This is a genomic window from Paraherbaspirillum soli (assembly GCF_042654985.1).
Lineage (GTDB): Bacteria > Pseudomonadota > Gammaproteobacteria > Burkholderiales > Burkholderiaceae_D > Paraherbaspirillum > Paraherbaspirillum soli.
This window is the reverse complement of sequence record NZ_JBHSMT010000013.1, coordinates 64411-83440: the sequence shown is the minus strand read 5'-3', so window position 1 is coordinate 83440 and position 19030 is coordinate 64411. Positions and strand designations below refer to the sequence as shown.

Here is a 19030-nt window from a genome sequence, read left to right as displayed (position 1 = left end):
GACGTTAAGGTTTGGCGCTGGCCGCAGCCGGCGAACCCGATGCGATTGCGATGCTATAGCCGATGCGCGGGAAATGAACGTGAACAAGTCCGGTCGCGTCGCTTTCGCGTGCCAGCACGATGCGCCGGCGGCTGGCATGCACCAGCTTGCCGCGCACGGCTTCAGCGGGATAATTTTCCGGCGTGACGGCAACTTGCGCGCCTATCGGCAACGCCGGATCGGAACCGTCGGCTGCAATCGCAATCGGCGTGCTTTGCAGGCTGACGGCAATGGTTTCAGCCGCGCTGATCGGCGTGGCGCTGCCATGACCAAAAGCAGCCATGCGTGCCAGCCAGGCGTGCAGATGGCGGCAGTCGGCAGCGAGCGCATTGATGCCGTCGACTGTTTGCAGGAACCATAGCGGCTGATACACGGCGAAGTCGCCCAACGCAGGCATTGCACCGCCAATAAAATCGGCGTCGGCCAGTGCCGCATCGAGCGTGCTCAGCAGCGGTCGTAACTGCGCCACCACCTGCGGCAGATCGGCCGCCAGCGTGCCTCGATCGAAGTGCAAATGCGGATGCATCGCCGCCCGGTCGTCCAGCAAGCGCTGCGGAATTTGTTCGGCGCGCACTCCCATCACATAGCGCACTGCGCGCCAGAACAGATCGACGTCGACCAGATGCGCGAGCAGATCGGCATTCGCACTGCGGGCGCCGGTCGCCACAGCAGGTTCGGCAAAGCGGTGTTCGATCTCGTCGGCGATCAAGGCCGAATCGCAGTAGATGTCGGCGCCGATTTGCAGCACCGGCGCCCGGCGGTAGCCGCCGGTAAGCGCCATCAGATCCGGCTTGGGCAAAATCGGCGGCATCGCTACCGAGCGCCAGGCCAGTTTTTTATAGCCGAACAGCAGCCGTATCTTTTCTGAATACGGCGAGCCGTCGTAATGATGCAGGATCAGTTGGTCGCGCATTACAGCGCGCCTTCCAGGATGGTCCGGCTGACGTCGAGCGTCACGTCGCGCTGCTCACCCAGCCGCGTCATGCCATGTTTGCTCAATTGTTCCAGCACGGTTTCGACCGCGGCTTGGCCGAGTTGATAGTCCGACAGGCGGGTCTTGATGCCGACGCTTTCGAAAAAGTCGCGGGTGCGCTGGATTGCCAGATCGATGCGCGCATCCTCGCTGCCTTCGGTGATGTGCCAGACACGCTCGGCGTACTGCAGCAGTTTGGCGCGCTTGCCCTGGCGCCGGACCGACATCAGCGACGGCAATACGATGGCCAGGGTGCGTGCGTGGTCAATATCGTATTGCGCGGTCAGCTCATGGCCGATCATGTGTGTGGTCCAGTCTTGCGGCACGCCGGCGCCGATCAGGCCGTTGAGCGCGAGCGTGGCAATCCACATCAGGTTGGCGCGGGCGTCGTAGTCGGTCGGCTCGGCCAGCACGCGCGGGCCGGTTTCGATCAGGCTCAATAGCAGTCCTTCGGCGAAACGGTCCTGCACTTGGGCTTGCACCGGATAGGTCAGGTATTGCTCCATGGTGTGGACGAAGGCGTCGACTACGCCGTTGGCAATCTGGCGCGGCGGCAGGGTGAAGGTCTTGCTTGGATCGAGAATCGAAAACTGCGGGTACAGCAGCGGGCTGTGAAACGCCAGCTTGGCCTGCAACGATTTGCGGGTAACCACGCCGCCGTTATTCATCTCGGAACCGGTGGCCGGCAAGGTTAGCACGGCGCCGAACGGCAGCGAGCTGGTGACGTTGGCGCCGCGCTTGACTGCGATGTCCCACGGCTCGCCGTCGAAGCCGGCGGCGGCAGCGACAAACTTGGTGCCGTCGATCACCGAGCCGCCGCCTACCGCCAGCAGGAAGTCGATCTTGTCGCGCCGTACTTGCGCCACCGCTTGCATCAGGGTTTCGTAACTTGGATTGGGTTCGATGCCGGCAAACTCGTGCACTTCGCGCGCGCCGAGTGCGGCTTTGACTTCATCCAGCGTGCCGGTTTTTTGGGCGCTGGCGCCGCCGTACAGAATCAATACCCGCGCCGTGGTCGGGACCAGCTGCGACAGTTTGGCGACGGTGTTGCGGCCGAAGACGATTTTCGTCGGATTGTAGAATTCAAAATCAAGCATGCTTTCTTCCTTAAAAATTAGACCGGTCGACTATCGAATCGGTAAAAAAATGCACGACCGGAATCGTGCTGTAAATCTGATGCAGGACCTTAACTAACCGGTGGCTGCGCCAATACATTCAATGTGGTGTCCATCGCATTTTGGAGCCCGCTGCGGTCGCGCTGGATCTTCGCCAGCAGGCTGGCGCCTAGCCACAATTGATACAGCATCTGCGCGGTTTGTTGCGGTTCCAGTTCGGTTCGCAGCGAGCCGTCGGCGACGCCTTCGGCGATGCAGGCGGCCAGACGCGTCACCACTTGGCGGGTGCCGTTGCACAGCACCATGCGCATGTCGTCCGACAGGTCGGCCACCTCGGCCCCCAATTTGACGATCAGGCATTTGCCGCTGGCATCGGAACAGGATTGCGATTCCAGCCAGTGTCCCCAGTAACGCAGCAAGCGTTCGCGTGCCGGTTCCGGTGTTGCGGTGTCTGGCAGCGGCTGCAAAACCCCATCCAGTGCCAACAGGTAGTCGCCGACATATTGTTCCATCAGCGCGCGCCCGTATTGCTCCTTTGAACCGAAGTAGTGATAAAACGACCCCTTCGGTATCTCGGCAGCGCTCAGGATTTCGCTCAGGCCGACGCCGGCAAAGCCTTTGACGACAATGATTTTATGTCCGGCGTCGAGGATGTGGCGTCTGGTTGTGTCGTAGCTTGCTCTCATGATTGGGCGATTATAATCAAAAACTAGACCGGTCGTCTAATTTAATTTTTCGCTTATTTCCGGACTCTCCAAAGCACCTGTATCAGCGCAAGTCAGACATGACCCGTGCCGAATACGGTGACTCATAAGATGCGGGATTCAACTGCTCATTGCGCGCAGTATTTGTGCCGCTTGCACCGCCTGCACCGCATTCAAAATCGCTTCGCTGGTGGCCGGCGCTTTTAATGGCGGGTTGATGCGCTGCTCGGCGACGGCGGCAATTGCATCGCGGATCGCAAAGAAGGCCGAGAACGCCAGCAGCAGCGGCGGCTCGCCGCTGGCCTTGGAGCGGTGGATGGTTGCCGCCGGATTGGTATTGCGAAACAGCGCGACCCGGAAGTCACTCGGGCAATCGCAGATCGCCGGGATTTTGTAGGTCGATGGCGAGTGCGTCATCAGCTTGCCATCCTGGTTCCACCACAGCTCCTCGGTGGTCAGCCAGCCCACGCCCTGGATAAAACCGCCTTCCACCTGACCGATGTCGATCGCCGGATTCAGCGATTCGCCGGTGTCGTACAGGGCATCGACGCGCAGCAATTTCCACTCACCGGTCAGGGTGTCGATCACCACTTCCGAGACCGCCGCGCCATAAGCAAAATAATAGAAAGGGTGGCCGGTCAAGGTCGCCGTATCCCAGTGCAAGTCCGGGGTTGCATAGAAGCCGTCCGACCACAGTTGAGCCCGTTGCAGATAAGCTTTTTTCACCAGCTCGGTGAAACTGATTGAATGCCGGTCGGTACAGACCCGGCCATCGGCAAACAGCAGCGCAGCAGGATCGACGCCAAATTCGGCAGCGGCCACCGCCGTCAGCTTGTGCCGGATATGTAAAGCCGCATCTTGGGCTGCCATGCCGTTCAGGTCGGAGCCGGTCGAGGCCGCAGTGGCGGAGGTGTTGGCGACCTTGCTGGTATCGGCGGCAGTGCAGCGTACCTGCTGCAGCGGAATGCCTAGCGTATGGGCGACTACCTGCGCCACCTTGGTGTTGACGCCTTGCCCCATTTCGGTGCCGCCATGATTGACCAGGACCGAGCCGTCGAGATAGACATGCACCAGGGCGCCGGCCTGGTTCAGATGGGGCAGGTTGAACGAGATGCCGAACTTGACCGGGGTCAGCGCCAATCCTTTCTTGAGTATCGGACTGGCTTGATTGAATGCCGCGATTTGCTGGCGGCGGTGCTGGTAGTCGCTGCTGACCTCCAGCGCGTCGACCAGGGCGTGGATCACGTTGTCCGTGACTTTTTGACCGTAGGGTGTGATGTTGCGCTCGCCATTTTTGCCGTAGAAATTCCGGCGTCGGACGGTCAGCGGGTCCAGGCCCAGATTGCGGGCAATTTCATCAATCGCGTATTCAATCGCAATCGCGCCTTGCGGTCCGCCGAAGCCGCGGAACGCGGTATTGGATTGCAAGTTGGTCTTGCCGCACAAAGCCAGGATGTCGACCTCGGACAGAAAATAGGCATTGTCGAAGTGGCATACCGCACGGGTCGCAACAGGGCCCGACAGATCTGCCGAAAAGCCGGCGTCGGCCACCATCTCCACCCGCGCCGCCAGGATGCGGCCGCTATCGTCGTAGCCGACTTCGTACTCGTAATAGAAGCCGTGGCGCTTGCCGCTGACTTGCATGTCGTCGTCGCGGTCGGGACGCAATTTGACCGGGCGTTGCAAGCGCGCCGCGCTGACTGCGGCAGCGCAGGCCCAGATCGCCGATTGCGACTCTTTGCCGCCAAAACCGCCACCCATGCGGCGGCATTCAACCAGCACATGGTGGGCCGAGCGTCCCAAGGCATGCGCGATGACTTGTTGCATCTCGCTCGGATGCTGGGTTGAGCAATACACGTGCATGCCGTCCTGTTCTTGCGGAATGGCGTACGAAATCTGGCCCTCCAGGTAAAACTGTTCCTGGCCGCCGACTTCCAGCGTGCCCTTGACGCTGTGCGGGGCCTGGAGCAGTGCCCGAGCTGGATCGCCGCGCACCAGGCGCATAGGCGGCAGTACATAGGATTGCGCTGCGCGCGCCGCTTGCGGACTCAGGATGGCCGGCAGCGGCGCGTAGTCAATTTGCGCCAGGCGGGCGGCGCGGCGTGCCGCATCGTGCCCAGTGGCGACCACGATAAAGATCGGCTGGCCGACATACTGCACCAGGCCATCGGCCAGGATAGGATCGTCGTGAATGATCGGGCCGCAATCGTTGGCGCCGGGAATATCCTGTGCGGTGAACACCGCGACCACGCCGGGAGCGGCTTTGACCGCGCTCAAGTCGATCGCCAGAATCCTTGCATGGGCTTGCTGCGACAGTCCCAGTGCCGCATGCAGCGTGCCTTGCAGCTCGGGAATGTCGTCGGTGTAAGTGGCTTCGCCGGTGACGTGCAGCCGCGCCGATTCATGTGGATGGGCTAGCCCGACTTCGGCCCATGCGTGCGGCGGCTGGTACGTGGAATGATTGGGCGGTGAGGCAGGCTGGTTCATGGCAGGCCTTCGACGCTATGGAGGGCACCGCGGTAATAGAAGCGGATCGGTGTGTTACTGGTGTCAGCCATGATGCTGGCCTTGAAGTGACATAGTGGGGGCGCAGATTGAATCACTATAGCACCGCGGAAAATGGTCTGTAAGCGGCGCTTAGCACTAGGAAGCCCTTGCTGTTTTGCCGGTTCGGCCCTAAATTACCGGCAACGAACATTCGGTACACACCATCATGCCCGCAGCAACTCTTACCCGCGACGAAGTCGTCGAACGCATTCTGGCCGCCTTCCGTCAATACGGCTACGAAGGCAGCAGCCTGAGCCGGCTGTCGGAGGCCACTGGTCTGGGGCGCTCAAGCCTTTATCATTATTTTCCGAATGGCAAAGAGGATATGGCGAATGCTGCGCTGGCTTCGGTCGGGGCCTGGTTTACCCAGCATGTGCAAGCCACCTTGGGCGGCAGCGAGCCTCCCAGAGTGCGCCTACAGCGCTTTGCCGCCAGGTTGACGGAATATTACATGGATGGCTTCGTCCCTTGCCTGATGGATGTTTTCACGTTCGGCGAAGCCGGTACGCTGTTCCAACAACATCTCGGCGGCCGGATGCGGACGCTGATCGCTGTATTGTCATCGGTGGCAGAAGAGGCCGGCGTCGACAAGGCCGAGGCGGACCGGCGAGCGGAGAGTGCGGTTGTGACTATCCAAGGATCGTTGATTGTGTCCCGCGCATTAGGCAGCAATGCGCCATTCCTGCGCATGATTGAAAACTTCCCGACGCAACTGATCGGCGAACAGGCGGCTTGAAAAACTGCCAGTTTTTGCTTGACAGAATTATTTTGCGTTTGTATTGTACCGATTGTTCGGTACAGAATGCTTGATTCAAACTGTTCGATGCAGGCTGTCCGACACCGATTTGCATTTATTTCACGTCACTCAGGAGATCCACCATGTCAGCCGTCCACCCAGCCCATCCGATCCGCCTTTACCGTTTTGCTTTCTCCGGCCACGCCCATCGGGTTCAGCTGTTTCTGTCCTTGTTGGGATTGCCGTATGAAATGATCGATGTCGATCTGCGCAAGGGCGAACACAAAAAACCTGAATTCCTTGCGAAGAATCCGTTTGGCCAGGTGCCGGTGATCGAAGACGGCGAGGTGACGCTGTCCGATTCCAATGCGATCCTGGTGTATCTGGCGACCAAATACGGCGACCAAAGATGGCTGCCGCGCGACCCGGTGGGGGCGGCATCGGTGCAGCGCTTTTTGTCGGTGGCGGCGGGGGAAATCTTCCGCGGACCGGCAATTGCCCGTGTGGCTAACTTGTTCGGCTTGCCGCTGGACGGCGACGCCGCTCGCGCCACTGCACATCATTTGTTCGGGATTCTGGAGCAGCATCTGGCGACGCGTGCCTTCCTGGTCGATGCGCAGGCGACCATCGCCGATGTCGCCGCGTACAGCTATATCGCCCATGCGCCGGAAGGCGGCATCGCACTGGACGCTTATCCGAATCTTCGCAGCTGGCTAAGCCGGATCGAAGCCCTGCCCGGTTTTGTGCCGATGCAAGCCAGCAAGATAGGTTTGGCTGCCTGAGCAATTCAACCAAGCACGTCGATGAGGTGATATCCATGTCTACTACTGAGATAGCCGAGCGCCGGCCCGATGAAGCGCCGTACCACAGCGGCGAACGCGCCGTGCAGCAACGCGTCGGCGTGCTTGAAAAAATGGACGCTCGCGGCCGCGTGGCGATCCGTACTTTCATGCCGGACCAGCATCGCGAATTCTTCGCGCAATTGCCGTTCGTCATCATCGGCAGCGTCGACCAGCAGCAACAGCCGTGGGCATCGGTGCTGGTCGGTGCGCCCGGGTTCGTCACCTCGCCGGATCCCGAGCATCTGCTGATACGCTCCCATGCCCCGACCGCCGATCCCTTGCATGACACGCTGGCGCTCAATGCTGCGATCGGCTTGCTGGGAATCGAGCCGCACACTCGCCGCCGCAACCGGATGAACGGCAAGGTCGAACAACTGACGGCCGAAGGCTTCAAGCTGAAAGTCGACCAGAGCTTCGGCAACTGTCCGAAATACATTCAAGCGCGCCAGCCCAGCTTGATCGACGACAACGCCGCTGCTCCGCAGCACGTCATCCATCGCGGCGAACGACTGGACGCCGCGATGCAGCGGCTGGTCGGAGCGGCGGATACTTTCTTTATAGCCACAGCATTCATGGGGGAAAAGGGCGATCAAAGTCGCCCATACGGTGTCGATGTCTCGCATCGCGGCGGCAAGCCCGGCTTTGTCAGGATCGATGGCGGAACGACGCTGACGGTGCCTGATTTTGTCGGCAATTTTTTCTTCAACACCATCGGCAACCTGGTCGAAAACCCACGCGCCGGCCTGTTGTTTATCGACTTCGCCAGCGGTGACCTGCTTTACCTGGCGGTCGACGCCGAGCTGATCTGGGATGGTCCCGAAGTCGCGGCATTTGCCGGAGCCGAACGCTTGCTGCGCTTCCATATCAGGCAGGCAATCAGGGTCGAGGCAAGCTTGCCGTTGCGCTGGACCGAGCCGCAACTGTCGCCGGCACTGGCAAGCATGGGGGCTTGGTAAGGACAGGGCACCTCTAAAAACCGTAGCGAGCGGCCCAAGGTCGGGGCGACGAAGTTGCAACACCTGCAGTCGTACGGCTGTACGGCGAGCATCACAGCCCCGAGATTGGCGGGCTTGCCAAATCCTGCAGTAGGTTTTTAGAGGTGCCCGACTGTCGTGCATGGCAGGCGGCTGTTCATGGGCGCGCTTATCCGTTATCCTGCACTTTGATTTCCTCCTTGCCAGCGTCGCCCATGACCTCCCGCACCAACCACCATCTCGATACTTATCTGCTGCGCGTGCTGCACACCTTGCTGATAGAAAAAAGCGTCTCGCGCACCGCAATCAAGCTGGGGCAGTCGCAGCCGACCATCAGCAATACGCTGAAGCGTTTGCGCGAGCTGACCGGGGATGCGATTCTGGTGCGCGGCAAGAGCGGCATGGTGCCGACCGAGCGCGGACAGGAATTGCTGGCGCTGGCCAAACAGGGTCTGGACGTGATTGAAAAGATCGGTGCGCCGGTGGCCGCGTTCGAGCCTGCCAGCACCGCCCGGGTTTTTCATATCGGCACGCCCGACTACCTGAACATGCTGTTGATCCCGTCGATCATCGAACAGGTGCGGCGGCGGGCGCCGGGCGCCAGCCTGGTGGTGCATGCGCTGGATGCCAATCTGGATTACGCCAATGCGCTGGAAACCGGTCGCCTCGACCTGATCATCGCCAATTGGCCGGACCCGCCGGAGCACCTGCATCTGGCGCAGCTGTTTGACGACGATGTGGTGTGCATGATGCATCGCGATCATCCGGTCGCCAAGAAGGGGTTGACCCTGAAATATTATCTGGAGATGCCGCATCTGGCGCCGACCCCGTACATCGAAGGGCACCGCAGCAGCATCGACGCGGCGCTGGCCGAGCAGGGCTTGAAACGCAACATCCAGGTGACGATTCCATATTTCGCGCTGGTGCCGCATGTGCTGGCAAAATCCGACCTGATCTTTACCACCGGCCGTCAGTTTGCCGAGCATTTCGTCGAAGACTGGCCGATCGGCGTGTTCCCGGTGCCGTTCGACCTGCCGAAAATGCGTTTTTACATGCTGTGGCATGCGCGCTCGCATGTGGCGCCGGACGTGGTCTGGTTGCGCCGCCTGATCGCGGAAGTGTCGGCCGGGTTGGGCATGTCGGCCGCGGGCCGAGCTGGCTAACTTCGCTCACAGCAAAGCGCCTCTAAAACCGTAGCGAGCGGCCCAAGGTCGGGGAGAGAAGCGGAGTCGTACGACCGTACGGCGAGCATCACAGCCCCGAGATTGGGTCGCGTAGTAGGTTTTTGAGGTGCTTTTATTCGCCGCCGTTGAATTGCAGGGCCGCCAGGCTGGCATACAGCCCGCGCTGCGCAACCAGCGATGCGTGGGTGCCGGTTTCAACGATATGGCCATGCTCTAGCACGATGATGCGATCGGCGCGTTGCACGGTCGCCAGACGGTGGGCGATGACCAAAGTGGTGCGGCCGACCATCGCCGCTTCCAGCGCGCCCTGGACCGCGCGTTCGGATTCCGCATCGAGGGCGCTGGTCGCCTCATCCAGCAACAATAGCGGCGGATTCTTCAGCAGCGCGCGGGCAATCGCGATGCGTTGCCGTTGGCCGCCCGACAGCCGCACGCCGCGTTCGCCGAGGAAGGATTGATAGCCTTCCGGCAGGCGTTCGATGAATTCATGCGCGGCGGCCATTTTGGCAGCCGCGATCACTTCCGCATCGGTAGCGCCGACCCTGCCGTAGCGGATGTTTTCCATCGCATTGGCGGAAAAAATGACGGTGTCTTGCGGCACGATGCCGATGGCATTGCGCAAGGTATGCAGATCGAGAAATTTGATGTCGACGCCATCGAGCCGGATGCTGCCTTGCTGCGGGTCATAGAAGCGCAGCATCAATTGGAACAAGGTGGTTTTGCCGGCGCCCGAGGGGCCGACCACGGCCACTGTTTCACCTGGCCGGATATCTAGCGATAAGCCTGACAGGGCCGCGGTTTCCGGGCGCGACGGATAGCGGAAAGTGATTTTTTCCAAGCTCAGCGCAGCGCCTTGCTCGGTGCGAGGCGGCAGCTGCTCCGGCAACAATACCGATTGCACCGGCGATTTTGCCGATAATAATTCCAGCAAACGTTCGGTGGCGCCGGCCGCGCGTTGGGCGTCGCCCATGACTTCCGCCAGCGCGCCGATGGAGCCGGCGACCAGTGCTGCATACAGGATGAACTGGCCGAGTTCGCCGCCGCTCATGCGGCCTTGCACCACCGCGTGCGCGCCCAGCCACAGCACGAAGACGATGGCGCCGAATACCAGCAGGATCGCCATCATGGTCAGCAGCGAGCGGGCACGGATGCGCTGCATCGCGGTGCCAAAGGCGCTTTCAATCGAGACGCCGAAGCGTCCGGCTTCAATGTTTTCGTGGGTGAAGGCTTGCACGGTCGGCATCGCGTTCAGGATTTCACCGGCCATCGCCGAGGCATCGGCGACCCGGTCCTGGGAGGCGCGCGACAGCTTGCGCACGCGGCGGCCGAACCAGACGATAGGCAGCACCACCAGCGCCAGCATCACGATAATGATCGCGCTCAGCTTGGCGCTGCTGACGAACAACATGATCAGGCCGCCGGCGAACAGCAGCGCATTGCGCAGCGCCATCGAAATGCTGGTGCCGACCAGTGCCTGGATCAAGGTGGTGTCGGTGGTAATCCGCGACAGCACCTCGCCGGTCTGGGTGGTTTCAAAGAATTGCGGGCTTTGCGTCACGACATGCGAATACACGGCGCTGCGCAGGTCGGCGGTGACCCGCTCGCCGAGCCAGGACACCATGTAAAAGCGCGCCGCGGTGGCGACCCCCAGCACGCAGGCGACTCCGAACAGGGCGAGAAAATACAGGTCGATGTGGGCGCTGCCCTTGATGCCGCCGGCGCTGAAGCCGAGATCGATCATCTGCCGGAACGCATATGGAATCGCCAGCGTGGCGCCGGCTGCGACCAGCAGCGCAATCCCGGCCAGCACAAACTGGCGCTTATACGGCGCCAAATAAGGCAGCAGTCCGGCCAGCAGCGCCAGGCTGCGTTTTTGAGGTTCTCTGGGAGGTGTGGTTGTCATGTTGCTCGGCTTGATTGATGCTGCACAGAAAAAATAGGGCCCTAGCCGAGGCCGGGCTACATACGTTTACCTATTGTCGATATACTTTAACGGCATAAATAATGCCATATGCAGCGACCGGCGGCAGTTGCCGACGGACAGCCCGCTAGTGTAGTGGATGTTGCGTTGTGGCGGTGGAACTCGCGTAGATTCGAGTACCTAGCAAATGAATTGTTAATTGTTCAGCCTTGCAGGAGATTCCTTTGACCCAATTGCCACAACCGGCGCAGCCGGACCACTGCGTATCGCTAGACGAGATTGCAAATCAACTGGTGGCCGGACTGATGTCGCCGCATGCCGCCATTTCGCCGAAATACTTGTACGACGTGCTTGGCTCCCGCTTGTTTGCCGCCATCTGTGAACTGCCGGAGTATTACCCGACACGTACCGAGGCCGCCATTTTCGAACAGCATGCAGCCCACATTGCCGATGCGGTCGGGCGCGGCGCCACGCTGATCGATCTGGGGGCAGGCAACTGCGCCAAGGCGGCGCGACTGTTCCCGGCATTGCAGCCGCGCCAATATGTGCCGATCGATATTTCGGCAAAATTCTTGCAAGAAGCGGTCACTTGCCTGCAGCATCAATTTCCGCAGATCGAGATGACTTGTCTCGGCATGGATTTTTCTGCCGGGCTGGAGCTGCCGGCTTCGGTCCCCGACGAGCGACGGCAATTCTTTTACCCAGGATCGTCGATCGGCAACTTTACTCCGCTTGATGCACTGATGTTTTTGCAGCGCATCCGCAAGGCGATACGGCCCGGCGATAGCGGCAGCGGCTTGCTGATCGGAGTCGACTTGATCAAGGACAAGGCGATCCTGGATGCCGCGTATGACGATGCGCTGGGAGTGACTGCGGCCTTCAACCTGAATCTGCTGTTGCATGTGAATCGGCTGCTGGATGCCGATTTCCGCCTATCGGATTGGCGTCATCGCGGGTTCTACAATGCCGGGCAGCAGCGGATAGAAATGCATCTGGAAGCCAGGAGCGATGTCACCGTGTGCTGGCAAAACGGCGGCATCCGGCATTTTGCGCAAGGCGACTGGATTCACACGGAAAACAGTTACAAATACACGCAGCACGGCTTTGTCGACCTGCTGCAGCAGGCAGGCTTCGGCAACGTCCAGAGCTGGTGCGATCCGCGCCAGTGGTTCATGGTCTGTCATGCGCAGGCCGTATGAGCATGACCGCGCAAGCACCATTGAGTGCGGAAGTCAGGGTGCGCAAGCTGGCGGCCGCTTTCCCCGTCGTGCGCGAGCGGTCGATGACGCTGGCGCAGCCCTTGTCGGACGAAGACTGTTGCGTGCAATCGATGCCGGACGCGAGTCCCGCCAAGTGGCATCTGGCCCATACCACCTGGTTCTTTGAAACCTTTATCCTGGAGCGCTTCGAAGCGGACTTTCAACCGTTTCATCCGGCTTTCCGGGTTTTGTTCAATTCTTATTACGAAGGCGTCGGCGAGCAGCATCCGCGCGCCCAGCGCGGCTTGCTGACGCGGCCGTCGCTGGCCGAGGTGCGGGCTTATCGCCTGAACGTCGATCAGCGGCTGCAGCGGCTGTTGTCGGCCATGCTGCCGTCCGCCGCGTCGCATGCATTGGCGAGCTTGCTTGAACTCGGACTGCAGCACGAGCAGCAGCATCAGGAATTGTTGCTGACGGATATCAAACACTTGCTGTCGCTGAATCCATTGAAACCGCCTTATCTGTTGGATGGGCGGCCTGAATCCGATCGCCAATCTATTACTCCAGCGCCCCTATGCTGGCAGCCATTCGAGGCCGGTATTGTCGAGGTCGGGCATGCCGGGCAGGGCTTCTTTTTCGATAATGAAAGGCCGCGCCACCGTCAGTTTGTCGAACGGTTTTCAATCGCTTCGCGCTTGGTCAGCAACGGCGAATATCTGGCATTTGTCGAGGCCGGCGCTTACCAGAATCCGTTGCTGTGGCTGGCTGCCGGCTGGGAATGGGTGGTGCAGCAAAACCTGACGCATCCCTTGTATTGGCAAAAATCCTATACGCAATTCGATTCCGCCTGGCAGGAATTCACGCTGCATGGCTTGCAGCCGCTGGCCTTGAACGACGCTGTCACGCATCTTTCTTTTTTTGAAGCGGAGGCCTATGCGCGCTGGGCCGGCGCCCGCTTGCCGACCGAAGCCGAGTGGGAATGCGCCGCCGCTGCCAATGCCGCCAGCCAGGATGCGGACTATTTCGGCATTGCGTGGCAATGGACCGGCAGCAGTTATGCGCCGTATCCCGGGTATGTCCCGCAGGAGGGGGCGGTCGGCGAATACAACGGCAAGTTCATGGTCAATCAGTACGTATTGCGCGGTTCGTCATCGGCGACGCCGCCCGGCCATGCACGTCTGAGCTACCGCAATTTCTTCCCGGCGACGGCCCGCTGGCAGTTTAGCGGGATTCGTCTGGCGCGTTCTTAAAGCACCCCTTAATCAGCTTGCGCGACACGATTGCGCTTAGGCGGGAGCAGCCTTGCGACTCTGCTCCCGCAATTTGATGCGCGATTTACCAGCTCAACGCAGAAAGCCGAGCACGGCCTGCATGAACTCGGCCGGGTACTCGACGTTCGACAAGTGAACCGCAGGCAGGACAAGCAGCTTTGAGCCAAGCACTGTCGCAGCGATCAGCTCACTATGACTGAGGGCCGTCACGGTGTCATGCTGGCCGGCGATCACCAGCGTCGGCCGCGAGATAAGCGCTATGGTCCGGCGCAAGTCCGCATCACGAACCGCCGCGTACAAGCCAGCCAGGCCTTGCCGGTCTGTAGCCAGCAGCATGGCGCGGAACTCCTCGACGATGCCCTCGTTGGTTGCCAGCATGTGTGCAGGGAACCAGTTGGCTAGGAACATCTCGGCGGTTTCCGACATGTCCGGCGCCTGCAACACGGCGGCAATCCGCTCGTCAAACTGCCTGGCCGGCCCGAGGTAGGACGAGGTGTTGCTCAGGATCAGACGGTCGATGCGCTCCGGCGCATGCACGGCTAGCCATTGTCCGATGAAGCCGCCCAGTGACAACCCTAGGAAGTGAGCGCGTTCAATGCCCAGGGCATCGAGCAGCTCGATCACGTCGCGGCCAAGGCGGTCTAGCGAATAGGCTCCAACCGGGACGCTTGACTCCCCATGGCCGCGCGTGTCGTAGCGCAGAACGCGGAAATGTTTCGACAGGTCGTTGATCTGCAGGTCCCACATCCGCAGCGTAGTGCCGATGGAATTCGACAGCACCAGCACCGGCATGCCGGCGTCGCCGTCAATCCGGTAGGCGATGCGAGCGCCATCGCCGGCGGTAACAAAATTCAGGTCATTCATAGTGAGTACGCTTTCTTATTGATTGATAGGAGAATCAATTGTAGTTGCGGCTCACTCAGGAAAATATTACAAAGATTGATCAATCTTTGTAATAATATCTGACATGTTCGAATTCACCTTGCACGACCTTCAGTGCTTCGATGCCGTGGTCCGTACCGGCGGCTTTCAGCCTGCGGCGGTCGCGCTGCATCGCTCGCACCCGGCAGTGTTCGCCGCGGTCGCCAAGCTGGAACGGCAACTCGGCCTTGTCCTGCTGGATCGCAGCGGCTATCGCGTGCGTCCCACCGACGCTGGGCTCTCGTTCCTCCGCCGGGCGCAATCACTGCTGCGTGAGATGGAAGGCTTGCGTACCCATGCCGCTCAGTTGTCCATGGGTGAAGAAAGCGATATCCATGTGGTGATCGGAGACCTGTGCCCACGCCCGCAGGTACTAGGGATGCTCGGGCGGTTCTTCTCGCAGTGCCCGAACACGCGCCTGCATCTACACTTCGAAGCGGTCGCCGGCCCGCAGGAACGGCTCTTCGACGGCGAAGCCGATTTGATTCTGCACAGGATCGACAAGAGTGACCCGCGACTGGAGTGGCTCGACCTGTGCAAGGTGCCATTCATTCCCGTAGTGGCGCCCGGCTTTCTTCCGGAGCGCAGCAGGCACGCAATCACGCCCGATCAGATGCGTGCGTTCACCCAATGCGTTATGCGCGACACCGCGCGCCATTCACCGCAACATGACTTCTTCGTCATCGAAGGTGCGCCTCAATGCGTGGTGGCCGATCAAGGGATGAAGAAGGAAATCATCCTGCAATGCCTAGGGTGGGGCCACATGCCACGCTTTCTGATTGAGGAGGAGCTGCGCGACGGACGCCTGCGGTCTATTGCCGGCCGTTACCTGCCCGGCGGTACCGAGGAACTGGTCGCGGCACGGCGCAGCGACCGGCCGCATGGACCGGTCTCGAACCGCTTGTGGGATCACATCCAACAGGAGGCGCCGGCGTTGCGCGGAGCGCTCGACTCTCAAAAGACTGTCTAGCGACGGTCGCTAATCGCCTTTGAGCGTCTTGGTGCTGTGACCGTGACGGGTGTTGGACGTGTCGTTGGTGACCGAACTGCGCTTGTATATTGGGTTGCTCTGATTGTTATCAGGCCCTAATACCCCGATTATTTTTCCGCCAGCTGCTCGACCAGAAAATCGACAAACGCGCGTACCGCCGGCAGTAGTCCGCGTTGGGTCGGATAGACCGCTTGCAGGCTGCCGCTGGGCAGTGACCAGTCGGGCAGCACCTCGATCAATTCGCCCTGTTCCAGCTCTTTGCTGCAATAGCCGAGCGGCAGTACGGTCAAGCCGAGGCCGCGCAATGCGGCGTGTTTGCGCATCGTAAAATCCTCTACCGCCAGCCTCGGCTCCAGCACCACGGTGTGGCGCTCATTGTGCGGACCGATCAACGGGCAATGCATGCGGCTATCCGGGCCGACCGCGCCGAGAAAGGGGAAATCCGCCAGCGCCCGCGGGTGTTCGGGCGGCGGGTACTGTGCCATCAAGCTCGGTGCGGCGACCAGTTTGCCTTTGGTAGCAACCAGTCGCCGCGTCGCCAGGTTCGGGTCTTCGTCATCGCTCGACCTGACCCTGAGCGCGACATCGACGCCTTCCTCCACCAAATTCACGCGCCGGTTGGTCAGCACCATATCCACGCTGACACGCGGGTAACGTTCCAAAAAAAGCGGCAATACGTCCGCCAACTGATCGCGCGCGATCGCCACCGCGCAACTGACGCGTATCTGGCCGTTGGGTTCCGCCAGTGAACTGGTGACTGCGAACTCGGCTGCCTCGGCCGCGGCCAATACCTCCTGGCAATGCCGATAGTAGCGATTGCCTAAATCGGTGAGCGCGATGCCGCGCGTATTCCGTTGCAGCAGGCGCGCGCCCAAGCGGGCTTCCAGTTCGGATATGCGGCGCGAAAGGCGGGATTTCGGGATGCCCAAACTGCGCCCGGCAGCGGTAAATCCGCCTTGGTCGACGACATTGGCGAAGTAATACAGGTCATTTAAATCTTGCATGGGATGGCTACACTGTTCTATGTGCAGAACAATATATCCTGTTTTTGCCGACTAGTTCGATATTTGGTTCGAACGTACTATGGCGACTCGTTACCGGATTTGAACCGGCCCTTTAGCCAAGTCAAAGGAAATACCATGAAACTTTTACATATCGATTCGAGCATTCTTGGTGAAGCGTCGGCTTCACGCCAATTGAGCCGTGAAGTGGCGCATGCATTGCAAGCCGCGGAGCCGGCGCTGGAACTGGTCTATCGCGATTTGAGCGAAGACCTCACCGCCCATCTGTCCGGCGCGTCATTCGCCGCCAAGGGAACGCCGGTGGAGCTGCGCACTGCAGCGCAAAAGCTGGAAGTGGAGTTGGCCGACTCTATCCTCAATGAATTCATGGCCGCCGATGTGATCGTGATCGGCGCCCCGATGTACAACTTCTCGGTGCCGACACAATTGAGGACCTGGATCGATCGGATTGCCGTGGCTGGCGTCACTTTCCGTTATACGGCCAACGGCCCGGAAGGTCTGGCCAAGGGCAAGCGGATCGTGATCGTGTCTACCTCGGGCGGCAAACATGCCGGCCTGCCTACCGGCATAGGGCACGAAGATTATCTGAAACTGGTGTTCGGCTTCCTTGGCATCACGGATATCGAGATTGTGCGTGCCGACGGTCTGAGCTATGGAGCGGAGGCCAAAGAGGCGAGTTTTGCTGCTGCGCGGACGCAGATTGCCGGGCTGTCCGGCGCTGTTGCAATGGCCTGATTTTGTTCGGGTGTGACAGCGTGCGCCCGTCAGCTTGTGGCTGGCGAAGCGCAGCGCCTGTGCAATCCGGCATGTACGGTAATACACGAGGATTTCTGCCCGGCCATCGGATCGCCATGGCTGGGCAGAGATAACTAATTACGCTGCCGCTATCGTTCGCACGGTTTCCTGATTGGCGGCAGCGCCGGCAATGTCGATTTGCCGATTGACTGCGCTCAAGATCGCTTTGAACGAGGCCGTCACGATATTGGCGTCGACGCCAACCCCGAAGCCGGTAGGCGCATCGTTGAGTCGCAGTTCGATATAGCTGGCCGCTTGCGCATCGGCGCCGGCGCTGATCGCATGCTCATGGAAATCCATGACCTTGATATCCAGTCCCAGCGCCGCCACGAAAGCGTCGATCGGACCGTTGCCGTGACCGCGCAAGGTTTGCGGCTGGCCGTCGCGCATGATGTCGATATCGATCTTGATCGGCTGCGCCTGATTCGAGTCCTCGCTGATGCGGTGGGCGCAATAGCGATACGGCGTTTGGCGGTCCAGGTATTCCTGCTTGAAGATGCCGTAGATGTCGCGTGCGGCGATTTCCTTGCCGCTGGCATCGGCGGCTTTCTGGATCGCCCGGCTGAATTCGATTTGCAGGCGGCGCGGCATCGCCAAGCCGTATTCCTGCTCCAGCAAATACGCCATGCCGCCTTTGCCGGACTGACTGTTGACGCGGATCACCGCATCGTAGCTGCGGCCGAGATCGGCCGGGTCAATCGGCAGATAAGGGATCTCCCAGATGGCATCGGCTTTTTGCGCGGCGAAGCCTTTTTTAATCGCATCCTGGTGCGAGCCGGAGAAGGCGGTGAACACCAGGTCGCCGACGTAAGGATGACGTGGATGCACTGGAATCTGGTTGCACTCTTCGACACATTGACGGACGACGTCGATGTCGGAAAAATCCAGCCCTGGATTGACTCCCTGCGTGTACAGGTTCAAGGCCAGCGTGACCAGGTCGACGTTGCCGGTGCGCTCGCCGTTGCCGAACAGGCAGCCTTCGACTCGATCGGCGCCGGCCATCACTGCCAGCTCGGCAGCGGCGACGCCGGTACCGCGATCGTTGTGCGGATGGACGCTGATGATGACCGCGTCGCGGCGCGCCAGGTGGCGATGCATCCATTCGATCTGGTCTGCGAAAATATTGGGCGTGCTGCACTCGACCGTGGTCGGCAAGTTCAGGATCACTTTGCGGGTCGGACTGGCTTGCCAGGTATCGACTACCGCGTCGCAAACTTCCTTGGAAAAATCCAGCTCGGCCATGCTGAAAGTCTCGGGCGAATATTCGTAACGCCATTGCGTTTCCGGCCGGGCATCGGTCAATTCCTTGATCAGGCGGGTGCCGGAGACGGCGATCTCTTTCACTTCGGCGCGGCTCTTGTCGAACACGATACGGCGCCAAGCCGGAGCGATCGGATTGTAGAGATGGACGATGGCCTGTTTAGCGTCCTTCAGCGAATCGACCGTACGGCGGATCAAGTCTTCGCGCGATTGCGTCAATACGATGATGGTGACGTCGTCGGGAATATGATTTTCTTCGATTAATTTACGGACAAAATCGAAATCTGTTTGCGAGCCGGAAGGAAAGCCCACTTCGATTTCCTTGAGGCCGATCTTGACCAGCATTTTAAAGAAGCGCAGTTTGCGATCGGCATCCATCGGCTCGATCAAGGCTTGATTGCCGTCGCGCAGATCGGTACTCATCCAGATCGGCGGCGCGCTGATGATTTGATCGGGCCAGGTGCGGTCGCGCAACTGAACCGGTGGAAACGGGTGATATTTTGCGGCAGGGTTTTGCAACATCATGGTGAACCTCT

At 60.3% G+C, this 19030-nt stretch carries 16 protein-coding genes; 8 read left to right on the top strand and 8 right to left on the bottom strand.

What is annotated here, in order from left to right; translation table 11 throughout:
- Positions 1 to 4: 4 nt before the first annotated feature.
- The 4 genes from ACFPM8_RS07900 to xdhB form a co-directional block, all read right to left on the bottom strand.
- Positions 5 to 952, bottom strand: coding sequence for a glutathione S-transferase family protein (locus tag ACFPM8_RS07900; RefSeq protein ID WP_378996803.1), 948 nt, complete (start codon positions 950 to 952; stop codon positions 5 to 7).
- The gene (locus ACFPM8_RS07895; RefSeq protein ID WP_378996800.1) at positions 952 to 2109 is read right to left on the bottom strand and encodes an iron-containing alcohol dehydrogenase; all 1158 of its coding nucleotides are present in this window, start codon (positions 2107 to 2109) and stop codon (positions 952 to 954) included. Before ACFPM8_RS07895 ends, ACFPM8_RS07900 begins: the two co-directional genes overlap by 1 nt.
- 89 nt (positions 2110 to 2198) lie before the next feature.
- Complete coding sequence (locus ACFPM8_RS07890; protein WP_378996798.1) at positions 2199 to 2813, bottom strand: TetR/AcrR family transcriptional regulator; 615 nt, start codon at positions 2811 to 2813, stop codon at positions 2199 to 2201.
- A gap of 138 nt (positions 2814 to 2951) precedes the next feature.
- Positions 2952 to 5318: a xanthine dehydrogenase molybdopterin binding subunit gene (gene xdhB, locus ACFPM8_RS07885; RefSeq protein ID WP_378996796.1), complete on the bottom strand. Its 2367-nt coding sequence runs from the start codon at positions 5316 to 5318 to the stop codon at positions 2952 to 2954.
- A gap of 226 nt (positions 5319 to 5544) precedes the next feature.
- Between xdhB and ACFPM8_RS07880 the strand changes: the two genes are divergently transcribed.
- From ACFPM8_RS07880 to ACFPM8_RS07865, 4 genes are all read left to right on the top strand, one after another.
- On the top strand, positions 5545 to 6114 hold the full coding sequence (locus ACFPM8_RS07880; RefSeq protein ID WP_378996793.1) for a TetR/AcrR family transcriptional regulator: 570 nt from the start codon (positions 5545 to 5547) through the stop codon (positions 6112 to 6114).
- A 143-nt stretch (positions 6115 to 6257) separates the two neighbouring features.
- Entirely contained in the window at positions 6258 to 6896 is a 639-nt protein-coding gene (locus ACFPM8_RS07875; RefSeq protein WP_378996791.1) for a glutathione S-transferase family protein, read from the top strand.
- Between the two features lie 35 nt (positions 6897 to 6931).
- Positions 6932 to 7912, top strand: coding sequence for a pyridoxamine 5'-phosphate oxidase family protein (locus ACFPM8_RS07870; RefSeq protein WP_378996789.1), 981 nt, complete (start codon positions 6932 to 6934; stop codon positions 7910 to 7912).
- A gap of 233 nt (positions 7913 to 8145) precedes the next feature.
- Positions 8146 to 9093 carry a LysR family transcriptional regulator gene (locus ACFPM8_RS07865; RefSeq protein WP_378996788.1) on the top strand — a complete coding sequence of 316 codons (948 nt, stop codon included), beginning with the start codon at positions 8146 to 8148 and terminating at the stop codon, positions 9091 to 9093.
- Positions 9094 to 9226: 133 nt separating this feature from the next.
- On the opposite strand, the gene ACFPM8_RS07860 is transcribed toward ACFPM8_RS07865, so the two are convergent.
- The gene (locus tag ACFPM8_RS07860) at positions 9227 to 11017 is read right to left on the bottom strand and encodes an ABC transporter transmembrane domain-containing protein (protein WP_378996785.1); all 1791 of its coding nucleotides are present in this window, start codon (positions 11015 to 11017) and stop codon (positions 9227 to 9229) included.
- Positions 11018 to 11259: 242 nt separating this feature from the next.
- Between ACFPM8_RS07860 and egtD the strand changes: the two genes are divergently transcribed.
- Together egtD and egtB are read left to right on the top strand one after the other, a co-directional pair.
- A complete protein-coding gene (egtD, locus tag ACFPM8_RS07855; RefSeq protein ID WP_378996783.1) occupies positions 11260 to 12234 on the top strand; it encodes an L-histidine N(alpha)-methyltransferase in 975 nt (324 codons plus the stop codon).
- A gap of 2 nt (positions 12235 to 12236) precedes the next feature.
- Positions 12237 to 13484 (top strand): ergothioneine biosynthesis protein EgtB, encoded by a 1248-nt coding sequence (egtB, locus tag ACFPM8_RS07850; RefSeq protein WP_378997429.1) that lies wholly within the window; start codon positions 12237 to 12239, stop codon positions 13482 to 13484.
- Between the two features lie 93 nt (positions 13485 to 13577).
- Here egtB and pcaD read toward each other — a convergent pair whose 3' ends face one another.
- A complete protein-coding gene (pcaD, locus tag ACFPM8_RS07845; RefSeq protein ID WP_378996780.1) occupies positions 13578 to 14369 on the bottom strand; it encodes a 3-oxoadipate enol-lactonase in 792 nt (263 codons plus the stop codon).
- 103 nt (positions 14370 to 14472) lie between these two features.
- Here pcaD and ACFPM8_RS07840 point away from each other — a divergent pair, with 103 nt between their 5' ends.
- Positions 14473 to 15396 (top strand): LysR family transcriptional regulator, encoded by a 924-nt coding sequence (locus ACFPM8_RS07840; protein WP_378996778.1) that lies wholly within the window; start codon positions 14473 to 14475, stop codon positions 15394 to 15396.
- 128 nt (positions 15397 to 15524) lie between these two features.
- Here the strand turns inward: ACFPM8_RS07840 and ACFPM8_RS07835 are convergent, their stop codons facing one another.
- Positions 15525 to 16421 (bottom strand): LysR substrate-binding domain-containing protein, encoded by an 897-nt coding sequence (locus tag ACFPM8_RS07835; protein ID WP_378996776.1) that lies wholly within the window; start codon positions 16419 to 16421, stop codon positions 15525 to 15527.
- A 135-nt stretch (positions 16422 to 16556) separates the two neighbouring features.
- Here ACFPM8_RS07835 and ACFPM8_RS07830 point away from each other — a divergent pair, with 135 nt between their 5' ends.
- Positions 16557 to 17174: an FMN-dependent NADH-azoreductase gene (locus ACFPM8_RS07830; RefSeq protein ID WP_378996773.1), complete on the top strand. Its 618-nt coding sequence runs from the start codon at positions 16557 to 16559 to the stop codon at positions 17172 to 17174.
- A 138-nt stretch (positions 17175 to 17312) separates the two neighbouring features.
- On the opposite strand, the gene leuA is transcribed toward ACFPM8_RS07830, so the two are convergent.
- Entirely contained in the window at positions 17313 to 19019 is a 1707-nt protein-coding gene (leuA, locus tag ACFPM8_RS07825) for a 2-isopropylmalate synthase (protein ID WP_378996771.1), read from the bottom strand.
- Between the last annotated feature and the right edge of the window lie 11 nt (positions 19020 to 19030).